This window comes from Streptomyces sp. NBC_00503 (assembly GCF_036346895.1).
GTDB lineage: Bacteria > Actinomycetota > Actinomycetes > Streptomycetales > Streptomycetaceae > Streptomyces.
Map to the genome: position 1 here is coordinate 7,404,224 of NZ_CP107855.1, position 13,489 is coordinate 7,417,712.

Below are 13,489 nucleotides of genomic sequence, written 5' to 3' on the forward strand. Positions count from 1 at the left end.
CCCGGCCCGGCACCCCGCCGGGCCGGGCTCGGCCGGTCCGGTGATCGTCCTGCGGCCCCCGGCCTATAGGTTGGACGCCGCTGAGTGGGACGCCGCAACCCCGGACCGTCCAGGATGGTGAGGAAAGTACTCATGCCCGCAGGAAAGATGCACGACGGCGAACCGGACATCGACACGGCACTCGTGCGCCGACTGATCGCCGCCCAGTTCCCCCGGTGGGCGCAACTGCCCGTCGAGCGCGTCGACTCCGCCGGAACACAGAACGCCATGTACCGGCTGGGCGAGGACATGGTGGTACGGCTCCCCCGTACGGCCGGGGCCGCCCAGGACGTGGTCGCGGAACACGTGTGGCTGCGGCGGCTGGCCCCGGCGCTCGCGGTCGCCGTCCCCGAACCGCTCACCGAGGGCCGGCCGGGCAACGGGTACCCGTGGCCCTGGTCCGTCTTCCGCTGGCTCTCGGGCGCAATCCCCGTCGCCGGGCGGATCGACGAGCCCGAGCGGCTCGCGGCGGACCTGGCACGGTTCGTGCTCTCCCTGCGCGGAGTCGACCCGACCGACGCCCCGCCCTCGTACCGCAGCGAAACCCTGGCGGCGCGGGACACCGACGTCCGCGCCGCGATCGCGGGCCTGGCCGCGCTCGGCGAAATCGACGCCGCCGCGGTGAGCACCGTATGGGACACCGCCCTACGGGCCCCCGCGCGGCCCGGCCCGCCGGTGTGGATCCACGCCGACCTGCAGCCCGGGAACATGCTCCTCGCCGACGGACGGCTCGCCGCCGTCATCGACTTCGGCTGCGCCGGCCTCGGCGACCCCGCCGTCGACCTGATCCCGGCCTGGTACGTCCTCCCGTCCGCCGCCCGGCCCGTCTTCCGCGCTGCTCTGGCCACCGACGACGGAATGTGGGCGCGAGCCCGCGGCTGGGCCCTGTCGATCGCACTGATGGAGCTGGACTACTACCGGAACACGAACCCCACGATGGCGTCGACCGCCCGCCACGTCATCACCGAGACCCTCACTGACCAGTAGCCGGTGACAGGTCAGCACCCGCGGTCGTAGATCGCCCGCAGCCACGGTTCCCTGAAGGCGGGCATGCGCGCCAGTGTGTTCCTGAAGGCCTCCGGGGACGGCTGGAACGGGTAGCAGGGGTGCGGCGGCAGCGGGTCGTCCCGCTCCACACCTGCCGGCAACCCGCCGACCACCGGCAGCCGGGTCCGGTGCGGCGGGAAGGCGAGCTCGGCCCAGAGCGTGGCATCCATGGGGACCGGCACGGCCCCGGCGCGCGGCTGCCACATGTCTCCGGTCTGCGGATGGACCGGCACGAGCACCAGGTCGGCGGCCGGCTCACCGAACCCCGGGCCCGCCAGGTCCAGCCGCTTCGCACCGTCCCCGGTGGGCAGCAGCGCGGCGAGCGCCCGGCCGAGGAGCTCCGCGACCGGTCCGGGCGCCACCTCGACCGGTGCGCCCCCGGCGGCCACCACCACCTGGGCGAGGGCCACGCCCGCCGGGATGTCCCGGAACTCGTCCAGCCGGTGTGACAGCGTGCCGGTGGCGACCAGCTGCGCCCAATCCATGACCGGCCGCTCCGGCGGGCCGGGCAGCCGGACCACCGCCTCCGGGACGAGCCGGACAACCTGCCAGTACCCGCAATCGTCGATCCTCGTTCCCAAAGCCAGACCGCAGGCCAGACAGGCCAGGTTCGGTCCGTCGCTCCCGTCGATCCCCCTGCAGTAGCCCCCGGCCCGATCCAGGATCAGCCCGGTGCCGCGCATGTCGCCGGGCGCGAGGAGGACGCTCTCCGACGGGCTGTTGGGCAGTACGCGGAACGGCGCGGGGTCGACGGAGTAGGACCCGGCCTCCAGCAGTGGCGGGTGCAGCCTCTCCCAGTGGGTGTCGGCCCAGTGGATCGGCCAGGCCACCTCCGACACCGGCGCCGTCAGCACCGCACCGCAGCCCGCACACCCGAACACCGCCAAACCGTCCCCTCCCGCCGTCGAAGCCCCCGTATCCCACCAAGGCGGGGGACACGGGAGCAAGGGGTTTTCGGCCGGCGGCAGGGCTCAAGCCCCGCCCGGACGTCCCGGCCCTTCCCCCAACCGGGGGAGAGGGGTGGGGACTTCAGACGGAGGCGCGGCGAGGGGGCGCGGCTCGAGGATGGCGTGCAGGAGCTCCGGGCCTGCCGGTCCGCATCCAGGTGAAGGGAAGACCGCGATGGACGCCACCACTGTCACGTCGGCCGGGACCGGTGTCCACGAGGGCGGGGACCCGGCGGGGGCCGCGCCCGAAGTGCCGCGCGGCATCAAGTGGGCGGCACATGCGGTCCCGTTGTGCGCCCTGCCGTCGGGGCTGTGGCGCGTAGCCCTCGTGGCGGGCCGGCCCGACTGGTACGCGGGCCACGCGTGGCTGCCGGGGGAGCGGGCGTACGTCCTGTCGCTCTCGCTGATCGCCGAGTGCCTCGCCCTGCTCACCCTGGGGCTGGTCCGGCCGTGGGGCGAACGGCTGCCCGGCTGGGTGCCGTTCGCCGGTGGCCGGGTGGTACCGGTCCGTGCGGCCGTCGTCCCGGCCTCGATCGGCGCTTTCCTGGCTACGGCGCTGGGCGCGTACGCGACCCTGAACTACTTCTTCCACTTCGTTCCGCCGCTGAACAACGACGGCGAGGCCTTCCCGACCAGCGGTCCCGGCGCCTGGGCGCTGTGGGCCTGCTACGTCCCCGTACTCGCGTGGGGGCCGTTGCTGGCGGTGGTGACCCGGGCATACTTCCTGCGCCGGAGCCACGGAACGCCGTAGCCGCTCCCGTACGGCTCTTCCAGGTGCCTCGTGCGCCGGAGCGGACGCCGGCGGGTCGGCACCCGTTCCCTCCCTCGCGATGGCGGGGACGGGTTGCCGCCCTGGGCCGTGAACTGATCGTCGGGCAGCCGGAAGTCCAAGTCAATCCTCCGTTTTCCTCCCGACTCCCCAGCTTTATCTTGGGGGTTGTGACCCTCGATGATCTCCGCGTCTTCGTCGCCGTCTGCCGGACCGGCAGCCTCAGCGCCGTCGCCCGCGACCTCGGCCGCACCCAGTCCGCCGTCAGCCAGCACATCCGCCGCCTGGAGAAGGAGACCGGCGCCGTGCTCCTGGAGCGCCACCCGCGCGGTGTCCTGCCCACCGAGGCGGGGCGGATCCTCCAGGCGGCCGCGGCCGACGGCCTGGCCGGGCTGGACGGGGCCCTGCGCCGGCTCGACACCCTCGTGCGCGGCGACGGCGGATCGGTCCGCGTCACCACCGGCGCCACCACAGTCCGGCACTTCATGGCCGAGGCCGTCGTCGCCTTCCGCCGCGAACACCCCCGGGCCAGCCTGGAGTTCCAGACCGAGAACTCCAGCCGCAGCTGCTTCGACGCCCTGGCCGCGGACGACCTCGACCTCGCCTGGATCACCATCGGCAGCCCCGTGCGCGGCATCGAGCAACGCCCTGTCCTGCGGCTGCCCTGGGTCCTCGCGGTCGGCGCCGAGGACCCCCTCGCCGCCCGCACCCGCCTGGAACCCGCCGATCTCGTTTCCATCCGCCACATCCGACTGCCCGAGAACTCCACCTCCCGCGCCCACCTCGACGGAGCCCTCGCCGAAGCGGGCATCCGGATCAGCTCCGACACCAGCGTCGCCGACTGGGACACCGCGCTGCTCCTCGCCGAACTGGGTCTGGGGCACGCGGTCGTACCCGCCCTGCCCGGCTGGCGGGTCCCCGGAACGGACGGGCCGCTGCGGCTCGTGCCGATCCCCGCCCTGCCGCCGCTCGCGGTCGGCTGGGCCGTGCGCCGCTGGTCCTCCCTCACCCCGCTGGCCCGCGCCTTCGCCGACGAGGTGGCGCGCAGCTGCGTAGCGCGGGCCAGGCCGTAGGCCGTCTCTGAGCGTGACGCGTTCGATTCCGCGATGATGGAGTGAGGACGGCCGGGCGGTGCGCCCGGCCCGGCCGAGGAAGAGGTGACCTGTCATGGCGGAGCAGGAGGCGCGCGAAGGCGGGCCGTCGGCGGGCAGGCTGGAAGAGGGCCGCCTGATGAAGGAGCTCGAAGCCATCCACCGCACGCGCCACGAGACGCTGCTGCACGGGTCGGACGAGGCGCTGGTCACCCACACCCAGCGGATGGACGAGCTGGAGGGCGAGTACCTACGCCGCCACCCGGAGCGGGCCCAGACCCCCGGCCGCACCCGCTCGGGAGCGCGTGCGCGCACGTCGACCGACGAGCAGGGCTGACCGGACTCCCAGGTCAGACGCCATACGGGTAGAGCGCGACCCGCCCGCGGTCCAGGCGCAGCCGCACCCAGCCGGGCACGCCCCCCTCGGGCACGGGCCCGGCCGCCTCCAGCAGGACGAGGTCCTCCCCGAGCCGCAGCACGAGGACCCCGTCCTCCTCGATGTCCAGCCACCCCCGCAGGACCACGGCGCCGTCCCCGCCGTCCCGCACTTCCGGTGCGCCCTCCGGGCCCGCGGCCTCGGCGTTCCGTCCCCAGGCGAGGTCCTCGTCGACGGTCCATTCGACGTAGTGGGCGCCGGGCTCCGCCGCCGGATCCCCGGCCCAGCCGACGGTGACCTCCCCGAGCGGGGTCCGGACGCGGGCCAGGCACGGGTGGCCGGGCGGCCGGTGCGAGATGTCGATCAATTCCACGCGCATCCGCCGAGCATGCCGGACAGCGGGCATCCATGCCGTCGGCTTGCACCAGACTTGCTTCAAGTGAGACATATTTGTATCGTTTGAGGCGAGGGAGGATCACATGGTGCACGAACAAGAGCTACTGGACGGCGCCGCCCGCGTACTCGCCGGCGACCACAGCGCCTCCATGGCGCACATCGCGGCCGGCATCGGGACCAGCCGGGCCACGCTCGGCCGTCGCTACGCGACCCGAGAGGCGCTGCTCAAAGCCGTGGCCGTCCGGGCCATCGACGTGGTCGACGGGTGCCTGGCGCCCGCCGATCTGCCGGCCACCGCCGACGCCGCGGACTTCGACGCCGCGCTGGAGCGGCTCGTCACGGGTCTGATGCCCGCCGCGCACCTGTACGGATTCACCTCGCGCGATGCCACCGTGCTCGCCGACCCCGAGTTCCGGGCCGGAATCCAGCGCCAGGATCAGCGGGCACTCGCCTTCCTGGCCCTCGGCCAGCGCCTCGGGCGGCTGCGCGTGGACCTGCCCGCGTACTGGATCTGGTACTCGCTGTGGGGCCTGCTCGACGCAGCCGCCGAAGGCGTCCGCGACGGCCACCTCGCGCCCCGCGACATCGGCCGGCTCGTCCTCGCCTCCTTCCTCAGCGGGACCCGGCCGCCCACCGCCGAGTAGCCCGCCCACCCCACCCCACCTCGCACCCCCCGTACACGCGTGAACGGAACCCCCATGCACACCCCCACGCAGGACCCGCGCCGCTGGATCGTGCTCGCGATCCTCTCCGGCAGCCTCCTGCTCATCTCAATGGACACCACGATCCTCAACGTGGCCTTCCCCTCGCTCGTCGGCGACCTCCAGCCCGGCGCCGTACAGCAGCTGTGGATCATCGACATCTATGCGCTGGCCCTCTCCGGCCTGCTCGTCACCGCCGGAGCCCTCGGCGACCGCTGGGGCCGCAAGCGGCTCCTGATGGCCGGCTTCGGCATCTTCGCCGTCGCCTCGCTCATCGCCGTCTTCTCCACCGAGGCCTGGCACGTCATCGCCGCCCGCGCCCTCCTCGGCGTCGGCGGCGCGGCGATCATGCCGTCCACCCTGTCCATCCTGCGCAGCGTCTTCACCGACGCCAAGGAGCGCGCCTTCGCACTCGCCGTCTGGGCGGCCGTCTTCGGCGGCGGCATGGCCTTCGGCCCGGTCGTCGGCGGGCTCCTCGTCCAGGACTACGGCTGGCACTCCGCCTTCCTCCTCAACCTGCCCGTGACAGCGGTCATCGTCGCGGCCGGCCTGCGCTACCTCCCCGAATCCCGCTCCCCGCGCGCCACCGGCGCCTGGGACTGGTGGGGCGTCGGCCAGTCGATCGTCGGCATGCTCGCCCTCGCGGGCGGCATCAAGCAGCTCGGCAAGAGCGGTGTCGCCGACCCGCTGCCCTGGGTGCTGCTCGCCCTCGCCGTGGTCTCGCTGACCATGTTCGTACGCCGCCAGCTGCGCCTGGACAACCCGCTGCTCCAGGTCAGGCTCTTCGCCAAGCCCGCCTTCAGCGTGGCAGCCACCGCGATCTTCCTGCCGATGGTGGGCATGGGCGCGATCCTCTTCCTGGTCACCCAGTGGTTCCAGTACGGCCAGGGGTACACCCCGCTCGAGGCCGGTCTGCGGCTGCTGCCCGCCCCGCTCGCGCTGATCTGCGCCTCGATGGTCGCCCCGACCCTCATGCAGCGCTTCGCGATCCGGCACGTCCTCGGCGGCGGCCTGCTGGTCCTCGCCACGGGCATGGCCCTGCCCTGGACCCTCCAGCAGTTCACCGACCTCGGCTACCCGGCCTTCGCTGCGGCCCTGACGATCATGGGTCTGGGTGCGGGCCTCGCCACCACCGTCGCCTCGGTGACCCTCATCTCCGCGGCCCCCGCGGACGAGGTCTCCAGCGCCGCCGCGATCGAGGAGACCTGCTACGAACTGGGCTCGGCCATGGGCGTGGCCATCCTCGGCTCGACGGCCGCCGCGCTCTACCGCGGAAACCTTCCTGCCCTGGACCTGGACGGCGCCACGCTGAGCGCCGTGCGGGACTCCGTGGGCGAGGCCGCCCACACCGCCGAACGGCTCGGCGGCAGCGTCGGCCAGACCTTGCTCGACGCCGCCTCGCACGCCTACACCCTCGCGATCACCCCGGCGTTCCTGCTGGCCGGTGCCCTCGCGGTGGCCGCCGCCGCGACCACCTGGACGCTGATCCCGCGCGATCTCCAGCCGACCGAGAACCACTGACCCGGTCCGGCGGCACAGGGCCTACGAGGCTGCGTACGCCCACAGCTCGCGCATCCGCTCCGGCGGCGTCGGGCCGGTCAGCTCCAGCTGTGTCATCAGGAGGCTGACGGCGCCGGTCGACGGGACGATGTGCGCGGCCGTACCGGTCCCGCCGATCCAGCCGTAGCGGCCCAGGACGTTCCAGGGGTCCGTCGGCGTGATGTCGACGGAACCGCCGAAGCCCCAGCCCTGGCCCTCCAGGAAGAGTCCGGCCCCGGCCCGCTGGGCCGGGGTCAGCCAGTCGGTGGTCATCAGCCGCACCGACTCGGGGGCGAGCACCGGGCCGCCCCCCTCCAGCAGCATCCGGGCGAACCGGTGGTAGTCGTCCAGGGTGGACACCAGCCCGCCGCCGCCGGAGGGGAAGGCGGGCACGGAGCTCCACTGCCCGTCGGGGGCGTCGACCAGTTCGAGGCCGCCGTCCGGGCCGGTGCGGTACTGGTGCGTGAAGCGGCCCAGCTGCCCCGCCGGCACCGCGAAACCGGTGTCCGTCATCCCCAGCGGCTCGAAGACCCGCTCCGTCAGGAACTCGGGCAGCGAACATCCGGCCACCCGCGCGATCAGCACGCCCAGGATGTCCGAGCAGGTGTTGTACAGCCAGGCCTCGCCCGGCTGGTGGAGCATCGGGATCCGGGCCAGTGCGGCCATCCAGGCGTCCGGCGCCGCCACCCGCTGCGGCTGCGGCGGCCCCTGCAGCAGTTCGCCGAAGAGCGGGGCCACCGCGGGGAGCGAGAAGTCCGCGGGGAAACCCCAGCCCGCGCGGAAGGTCAGCAGATCGCCTACGGTGACCGGCCGCGCCGCCGGGACCACGTCATCGACCGGGCTCGCGGGGGTGCGTACGACCACAGGTTCGGCGATCTCCGGCAGCCAGGGAGCCACCGGGTCGACGAGCGCGAACCGGCCCTCCTCGACCAGGGTCATGACCGCCGCCGCGATCACCGGCTTGGTCAGCGAGGCGATCCGGAAGATGGAGTCCCGGACCATCGGGGCGCCGCCCGCGGCGTCCGCGCTGCCGACGACGGCCACCTCCGGCTCGGAGCCGTCGCCCCGGTCCACCAGGGCCACCGCCCCGGGCAGGGCCTTGCTCTCCACGTACGGCTGGAGGATGTCTTCGAGCAAACCGGTCACGAGTCCGCCTCTCCGAGCTCTTCGGGGGTGCGCGCCACGGAGTCCCACAGGGCGCAGTGGTGTTCCGCCGATGCGTCCACGGCACGGATTCCCGAAGGCCCCGGCGACAGGGACAGCACGGCGGGTGAGCGCGGCCACTGGGGCGCCGCACCGGGCGCGTTGGGGTCCCCGGTCGCAGCGAACCGGGTCCAGTAGCCGGTCATCCGCTCCGACAGCGTTCGCTGCTCAGTGCTGAGCGGCAGCCCGGTGTCGAAGAGGTAGGGCAGCTCGAAGCCGTGCGAGGCCCCGTACGGGAAGCCCGCCACCTCCGGCAGCCCGGTGTAGTTCGGGGCGTCCCGGTCGTCGAACCGGTAGTCGTACGTGGCCACGTGCCGCACCAGCACCCGGCTGTCCCGCAGCTGCGGGCACAGGAACGAGGCGTCGGACAGCACGGCGGCGAAGGCCAGCGCGGGCGTCGGGTGGGCCGTCACAGGATAGGCGGCCTCGATCCGGTCGGCCGAAGCCCCGAACGAGGCGCGCAGCCGGGCCCGGTAGCCCTGCGGGTCACCGACCGGGTAGGCGGCCAGGGTCTGCCCGAGGAAGATCCGCATCTCGTCCCGGTTCGAGCCCTGCATCACCGGGACCCGGGCGAACTCCCCGCGCTCCAGGGCCAGTCGCGGCTCGGTCGGCAGCAGGTCGCCACCGTAGGACACGAGGGAGAACCGGCCCATCAGCTCGGGCGTCGCGAGCTTCCCGGGGTCCAGGGCGCGCAGGCAGGCAGCGGTGTCGGCGGGCTCGGGCCGGTCGCAGCCGAGGCCGGCGGCCGCGGCCGAGCCCTCGGAGAGGGTGCGCTCCCGCGGAACGAACGGCGTGTAGGCGCCGAGCCCCGGCAGCAGGGACCGGGCCGCAATCGTGGTGGAGCAGGAGCCGCTCTGCACGATCGCCCGGTGGAAGAGGCCGGCCGAGGCCGGGGAGACCAGGTGCGCGCAGACGCTGAGGGCTCCGGCGGACTCCCCGAAGAGGGTGACCCGGTCCGGATCGCCGCCGAACCGGGCTGCGTTCGCCCGTACCCAGCGCAGCGCGGCCTGTTGGTCGGCGAGCGCGAAGTCGGGGGCGCCGCCGAGGGCGGGGTGCGCGAAGAGGCCGAAGACGCCGAGTCGGTAGTTGACCGTGACGACCACGGCGCCGCCCTCGGCGGCCAGCTTCCCCGGCCGGTACAGATCGCCCGCGCCGTTGACGAACCCGCCCCCGTGGAACCAGACCATGACGGGGCGCCGGGGCCGAGCTCCTTCGGCCGGGGCGCCGTCCGGAGCGGTGACGTTGAGGAACAGGCAGTCCTCCGAGCCGCTCGGCCCGCCCGGTCCCACCGCGGGCAGCTGGACGCAGCGGGCGCCGGGTGCGCCCGCGTCCCGCACCCCGGACCACGGCGCCGCGGGCACCGGGAGCCGCCAGCGCAGCGGGCCGGTCGGCGGCGCGGCGTAGGGGATGCCCTCGAAGGTGCGGTACCCGGCCGCCTGCCGTCCCCGAACCGGCCCGCGATCGGTGTCCACCACGGGTCGGCCGCCGTCATCGGCGGCAGCCGCCCCGGCCGGGCCAGGGGCGGCGACAGGCAGGAGCAGGGCCAGGGCCGCGGCCGTGGCCAGGGTCGCCATCGGCAGGAGCGCGCGTCGGGCGGCCCGCCCTGGGTTCCGCCCGGTCGGCGCCGCCATCAGCGCCCCCTCGTCAGCACGCCCCGTACGAAGGCCGCCTGTCCCGCGTGCTGGAGGTCGTCGGCGATCACGCTGACCAGGCGGACGCCCAGGGTCACCGGCGGATCCCACCGCTCGTCGACCACCCGGTCCAGTTCGGCGGCGCCCAGCCCCCGCAGGAACCGCAGGGTCTGCGCGTGGACGGCGTCGAAGTACCCCAGGAGCAGCTCCCCGGAGTCGACCCGTACGGTGCCGGCCTGGTGCGCGGTGTGCCCGTACCCCGTCGATCCAGCGGGCAGCGGCAGGGCGAACCGGTCGTCCCACCCCTCCGCGTGCCAGACCTGTTCCCAGCCGGCCGCGTCCGCCACGTGGTCGTCCTGGACCCGGGTCAGGTGCCAGACGAGCCAGGTGATCGAGTTCGCGCCCGCGTCGATCCGGGCGTCCAGTTCTGCGGCGGCCAGGCCTTCGACCGCCTCGTGCACCACGTCCTGGATCCGGCCGAACGCGTCGGCCAGTACCTCCGTACCCTTCATGCCTCCACCATGCCCACGACAGGCGGCGACAGGCCCCGCGGCGCCGCGGGGGACCCCCGTTTGCCCGCCCCGAATGGCGCAGCGCGGCGAGGTGGCGCTGAATGTAACAAAGCGTGCGCTTCCCATGACGCACGATGACCGGCGTGCGATGTGTAGACCCGCGCGTCGGCGAACGGAGCTTTCCATGAATGACCCGATCACGCTCGCCGCGACGGAGTACGAAGACCCGCGCGGGCTCCCCGACACCACGGAAATCTGGCCGCCCCCGGTCGCGAGCACCGAGACCGCCGAGAACGCCGAGACCGCCGAGAAGACGGACGCCCACGACTCCGCGCCACCCCTGGAGGCGGACCCCGGCCCCGGCGCGGACGCCGATCCCGGGATCCCGACCGCGCCGCAGGACGGGGCGGGGGCCACGCGGGTGCGCACCCTCCTGGAGACCGCCGCCACCGGCCGGCCGGTCAGTGAGGTCACCGCGCTGGTCGGCCTCCTCAAGGACTCCGGCCAGCAGCCCAACCCCGGACACGCTGCGCTGCGCGCGGCGGCCGTGGCCCGTCCGGTCCACGAGGTCCGCGAGATGGTCGACCTGCTGGGCGAACCCCCGCACGCGACCGGCGAGGCCGACATCACCCTGAAGGCCGCCGCCCTCGGGCGGCCCATCGAGGACGTGGCCCTGCTGGTGAGCATCCTCGGAACCGGCGAACAGGCCCCGTACCGCCGGGCCGAGAGCCAGCCGGGCGGGCCGGGCCGGACCGCCGTCCACCTGGCGCCCGCCCCCGTTCCGGTCCCGCCCCGGGTTCCGGACCGGCCCCGGCCGCCGACCAGGGCCGTCGGCGGCGTCCTGGGCCGCGTGCTGCGCTGGCCGGTGGCGCTCGCGCTGCTGGTCTGCGGAGCGCTGCACGTCCCCGCCGACCCGGCCGGACTGTTCTCCGGCGACACCGGCGGGCTGCTCGCCCTGGCGGTCACCCTCCTCTGTCTGACCTCCGGAGCCCTGCTGGCGATACGGGACACCGCATGGGCCTGGCGGGCCGGAGCCGTGGTCGCGCTGGGCGTCACCGCGCTCCATGTGATCGGCGGAGCAGTGGAGTTCGACCCGCTCGCCGGAGCGGTCGGCGCCTCCGTGAGCTGGGCCGGCGTCACGGCGGTGCTGAGCGCGGCGACCGGAGCGGTCCTCGCGGGTCTGGCCCTGCAGCACCGTCCGTCGGCCGGCCCGGCGGACGGCGCCTGACCACCGACAGGACCGGGCGCAGGCCGAGGCCCTGACCACGGCCCCGGCACAGGCACAGGAGCAGGGTCCGGGCGGCATCCCACGGGATCGCCGCCCGGACCCCTTCGCCACTCTGAGGAAGGAGACACGCGATGGACCCGGTGGCGGCGCTGGAGCGGATCGCCTTCCTGCTGGAGCGCGCCCAGGAACCCACGTACCGGGTCCAGGCCTTCCGCGCCGCCTCCGCGGCCCTCGTCCACATGGGGGAGCGGGAGGTGGCCGAGCGGGTCGCGGCGGACTCGCTGGAATCCGTGAAGGGCATCGGGCCCAAAACGGCCCAGGTAGTACGGGAAGCCCTCGCCGGGTCCGTCCCCGCGTACCTGCAGCGGCTGGAGGACCGGGTCGCCGCACATCCCGAAGGCCCGCCGCCGAGCCCCGGGGCCCTCGCCCTGCGCGCGGCCCTGCGCGGCGAGTGCCACATGCACTCGGAGTGGTCCGACGGGGGCGCCCCGATCGAGGCGATGGGCCGGGCCGCGGCCGCCCTCGGCCACGACTGGGCCGTGCTCACCGACCATTCGCCCAGCCTGAAGGTGGCCCGCGGGCTCTCGCCCGAGCGGCTGCGCGAACAGCTGCGGACCGTGGCCGAACTCAACGCCGGCTGGGCCCCGTTCCGGCTGCTCACCGGCATCGAGTGCGACATCCTGGCCGACGGCTCGCTCGACCAGGAACCCGAACTCCTCGCGGAAGTGGACCTGGTGGTCGGCTCCGTCCACTCCAAACTCCGGATGGAAGCCCCCGCCATGACCCGGCGGCTGATCACCGCCGTGCGCAACCCGCACCTCGACGTCCTCGGCCACTGCACCGGGCGGCTGGTCACGGGCAGGACCCGCCCCGAGTCGGAGTTCGACGCCGAGGCCGTCTTCGCGGCCTGCGCCGAGTCCGGCGCCGCCGTGGAGATCAACAGCCGGCCCGAGCGGCTCGACCCGCCGCGCCGGCTGCTGCGGCTCGCCGTCGCCGCGGGCACCTGGTTCGCCATCGACACCGACGCCCACGCCCCGGGCCAGCTCGACTGGCAGACCACCGGCTGCGAACGCGCCCTGGAATGCGGGGTACCGGCCGACCGGATCATCAACACCTGGGCGGCGGCCGACCTCCTCACCTGGACCCGGACCCGGAAGCAGCCCCGCCCCCGGTCCCGGACCCGCCGTCCGTCTCCCGGGACGCCGTCAGCGTGAACAGGGCCCCGTCCGGATCGCGCAAGGACACCCACCGCTCGGTCCCGCTCTCCCCGATGTCCGAGACCGTCCGCCCGCCCAGCGCCTCCGCCGCCTCCACAGCCGCATCCAGCGCGGCCACCCGGAAGTGGACGTGCCAACGGGGCCGGGTGTACGGGCTGTAGGCGCCCGCCTCCACGGGACCGCTGTCGAGCCGCGCCACCGCCTCCCCGTCCTGCCGCAGCACGACCTGGTCCTTCTCGTAACTGACCTCGCAGCACCCGGCGCGCCCGGTGGCCCACTCCAGGACCTCCCCGTAGAAGATCGCCGATTCGAAGGCGTCGCGGGTACGGAGCTCCAGCCAGGCCGGCGCGTGTCCCGTGCCCACCCGCCAGCCCGCCGACACCTGGCCCTCCCAGATCCCGAACACCGCCCCGTCCCGGTCCGCCACCAGCGCCGCGCGGCCCCCGGACTCGAAGGACACAGGGCCCACCGCGACCGTCCCGCTGCGCTCCCGCACCCGGCTCACCGCCACGTCCGCGTCGTCCACGGCGAAGTACGGGGTCCAGGCCACCGGCACCGCCAGGTCCCCGGCCAGCGCCCCGATCCCGGCCACCGGAACCCCGTCCAGGTCGGCCACCGAGAACGCGTCGCCGAGCCGCGTGGGCTTGAACCGCCAGCCCACGACCGCACCGTAGAACCGCTGCGCCGCACCGAGGTCGCGGGCCATCAGGCTCACCCAGCACGGCGCCCCGAAGACGTCCCTCGTCGAAATCTCCACCGCTTGTTCCGCCCTTCACCGGGGCGCGGTCCGCTC

General features: G+C 74.4%; 14 protein-coding genes. 8 read left to right on the forward strand and 6 right to left on the reverse strand.

Going from position 1 to position 13,489, the window contains the following annotated elements; all coding sequences use genetic code 11:
* Nucleotides 1-132 precede the first annotated feature (132 nt).
* Nucleotides 133-1,026 carry an aminoglycoside phosphotransferase family protein gene (locus OG490_RS33720; protein WP_330300067.1) on the forward strand — a complete coding sequence of 298 codons (894 nt, stop codon included), beginning with the start codon at nt 133-135 and terminating at the stop codon, nt 1,024-1,026.
* A gap of 11 nt (nt 1,027-1,037) precedes the next feature.
* On the opposite strand, the gene OG490_RS33725 is transcribed toward OG490_RS33720, so the two are convergent.
* A complete protein-coding gene (locus tag OG490_RS33725; protein ID WP_330300068.1) occupies nt 1,038-1,967 on the reverse strand; it encodes a hypothetical protein in 930 nt (309 codons plus the stop codon).
* 241 nt (nt 1,968-2,208) lie between these two features.
* Between OG490_RS33725 and OG490_RS33730 the strand changes: the two genes are divergently transcribed.
* The 3 genes from OG490_RS33730 (at nt 2,209) to OG490_RS33740 (ending at nt 4,230) form a co-directional block, all read left to right on the forward strand.
* Nucleotides 2,209-2,784, forward strand: coding sequence for a hypothetical protein (locus tag OG490_RS33730; RefSeq protein WP_330300069.1), 576 nt, complete (start codon nt 2,209-2,211; stop codon nt 2,782-2,784).
* A 188-nt stretch (nt 2,785-2,972) separates the two neighbouring features.
* A complete protein-coding gene (locus OG490_RS33735; RefSeq protein ID WP_330300070.1) occupies nt 2,973-3,875 on the forward strand; it encodes a LysR family transcriptional regulator in 903 nt (300 codons plus the stop codon).
* Between the two features lie 94 nt (nt 3,876-3,969).
* Complete coding sequence (locus OG490_RS33740) at nt 3,970-4,230, forward strand: DUF6158 family protein (RefSeq protein WP_330300071.1); 261 nt, start codon at nt 3,970-3,972, stop codon at nt 4,228-4,230.
* A gap of 13 nt (nt 4,231-4,243) precedes the next feature.
* On the opposite strand, the gene OG490_RS33745 is transcribed toward OG490_RS33740, so the two are convergent.
* A complete protein-coding gene (locus tag OG490_RS33745) occupies nt 4,244-4,648 on the reverse strand; it encodes a hypothetical protein (protein ID WP_330300072.1) in 405 nt (134 codons plus the stop codon).
* Nucleotides 4,649-4,748: 100 nt separating this feature from the next.
* Here OG490_RS33745 and OG490_RS33750 point away from each other — a divergent pair, with 100 nt between their 5' ends.
* The gene (locus OG490_RS33750; protein ID WP_330300073.1) at nt 4,749-5,309 is read left to right on the forward strand and encodes a TetR/AcrR family transcriptional regulator; all 561 of its coding nucleotides are present in this window, start codon (nt 4,749-4,751) and stop codon (nt 5,307-5,309) included.
* 54 nt (nt 5,310-5,363) lie between these two features.
* Entirely contained in the window at nt 5,364-6,887 is a 1,524-nt protein-coding gene (locus tag OG490_RS33755) for an MFS transporter (RefSeq protein ID WP_330300074.1), read from the forward strand.
* Between the two features lie 21 nt (nt 6,888-6,908).
* Here the strand turns inward: OG490_RS33755 and OG490_RS33760 are convergent, their stop codons facing one another.
* The 3 genes from OG490_RS33760 to OG490_RS33770 are packed head-to-tail and all read right to left on the reverse strand — an operon-like array spanning nt 6,909 to nt 10,251.
* Nucleotides 6,909-8,051: a serine hydrolase domain-containing protein gene (locus OG490_RS33760; RefSeq protein WP_330300075.1), complete on the reverse strand. Its 1,143-nt coding sequence runs from the start codon at nt 8,049-8,051 to the stop codon at nt 6,909-6,911.
* Nucleotides 8,048-9,739, reverse strand: coding sequence for a carboxylesterase/lipase family protein (locus OG490_RS33765; RefSeq protein WP_330300076.1), 1,692 nt, complete (start codon nt 9,737-9,739; stop codon nt 8,048-8,050). Before OG490_RS33765 ends, OG490_RS33760 begins: the two co-directional genes overlap by 4 nt.
* Complete coding sequence (locus tag OG490_RS33770) at nt 9,739-10,251, reverse strand: mycothiol transferase (RefSeq protein WP_330300077.1); 513 nt, start codon at nt 10,249-10,251, stop codon at nt 9,739-9,741. Before OG490_RS33770 ends, OG490_RS33765 begins: the two co-directional genes overlap by 1 nt.
* A 184-nt stretch (nt 10,252-10,435) precedes the next feature.
* Between OG490_RS33770 and OG490_RS33775 the strand changes: the two genes are divergently transcribed.
* Both OG490_RS33775 and OG490_RS33780 read left to right on the forward strand, forming a co-directional pair.
* The gene (locus OG490_RS33775) at nt 10,436-11,479 is read left to right on the forward strand and encodes a hypothetical protein (protein ID WP_330300078.1); all 1,044 of its coding nucleotides are present in this window, start codon (nt 10,436-10,438) and stop codon (nt 11,477-11,479) included.
* A 131-nt stretch (nt 11,480-11,610) separates the two neighbouring features.
* Nucleotides 11,611-12,693: a PHP domain-containing protein gene (locus tag OG490_RS33780; protein ID WP_330300079.1), complete on the forward strand. Its 1,083-nt coding sequence runs from the start codon at nt 11,611-11,613 to the stop codon at nt 12,691-12,693.
* On the opposite strand, the gene OG490_RS33785 is transcribed toward OG490_RS33780, so the two are convergent.
* Nucleotides 12,614-13,402 (reverse strand): VOC family protein, encoded by a 789-nt coding sequence (locus tag OG490_RS33785; RefSeq protein ID WP_330301164.1) that lies wholly within the window; start codon nt 13,400-13,402, stop codon nt 12,614-12,616. The genes OG490_RS33780 and OG490_RS33785 overlap by 80 nt on opposite strands.
* Between the last annotated feature and the right edge of the window lie 87 nt (nt 13,403-13,489).

What these genes read in the sequence shown, in the direction of transcription:
- OG490_RS33720 (WP_330300067.1), top strand. Translation starts at nt 133, where the DNA reads ATGCCCGCAGGAAAGATGCACGACGGCGAACCGGACATCGACACGGCA.
- OG490_RS33730 (WP_330300069.1), top strand. Translation starts at nt 2,209, where the DNA reads ATGGACGCCACCACTGTCACGTCGGCCGGGACCGGTGTCCACGAGGGC.
- OG490_RS33740 (WP_330300071.1), top strand. Translation starts at nt 3,970, where the DNA reads ATGGCGGAGCAGGAGGCGCGCGAAGGCGGGCCGTCGGCGGGCAGGCTG.
- OG490_RS33745 (WP_330300072.1), bottom strand. Translation starts at nt 4,648, where the DNA reads ATGCGCGTGGAATTGATCGACATCTCGCACCGGCCGCCCGGCCACCCG.
- OG490_RS33750 (WP_330300073.1), top strand. Translation starts at nt 4,749, where the DNA reads ATGGTGCACGAACAAGAGCTACTGGACGGCGCCGCCCGCGTACTCGCC.
- OG490_RS33755 (WP_330300074.1), top strand. Translation starts at nt 5,364, where the DNA reads ATGCACACCCCCACGCAGGACCCGCGCCGCTGGATCGTGCTCGCGATC.
- OG490_RS33765 (WP_330300076.1), bottom strand. Translation starts at nt 9,739, where the DNA reads ATGGCGGCGCCGACCGGGCGGAACCCAGGGCGGGCCGCCCGACGCGCG.
- OG490_RS33770 (WP_330300077.1), bottom strand. Translation starts at nt 10,251, where the DNA reads ATGAAGGGTACGGAGGTACTGGCCGACGCGTTCGGCCGGATCCAGGAC.
- OG490_RS33775 (WP_330300078.1), top strand. Translation starts at nt 10,436, where the DNA reads ATGAATGACCCGATCACGCTCGCCGCGACGGAGTACGAAGACCCGCGC.
- OG490_RS33780 (WP_330300079.1), top strand. Translation starts at nt 11,611, where the DNA reads ATGGACCCGGTGGCGGCGCTGGAGCGGATCGCCTTCCTGCTGGAGCGC.
- OG490_RS33785 (WP_330301164.1), bottom strand. Translation starts at nt 13,402, where the DNA reads ATGGCCCGCGACCTCGGTGCGGCGCAGCGGTTCTACGGTGCGGTCGTG.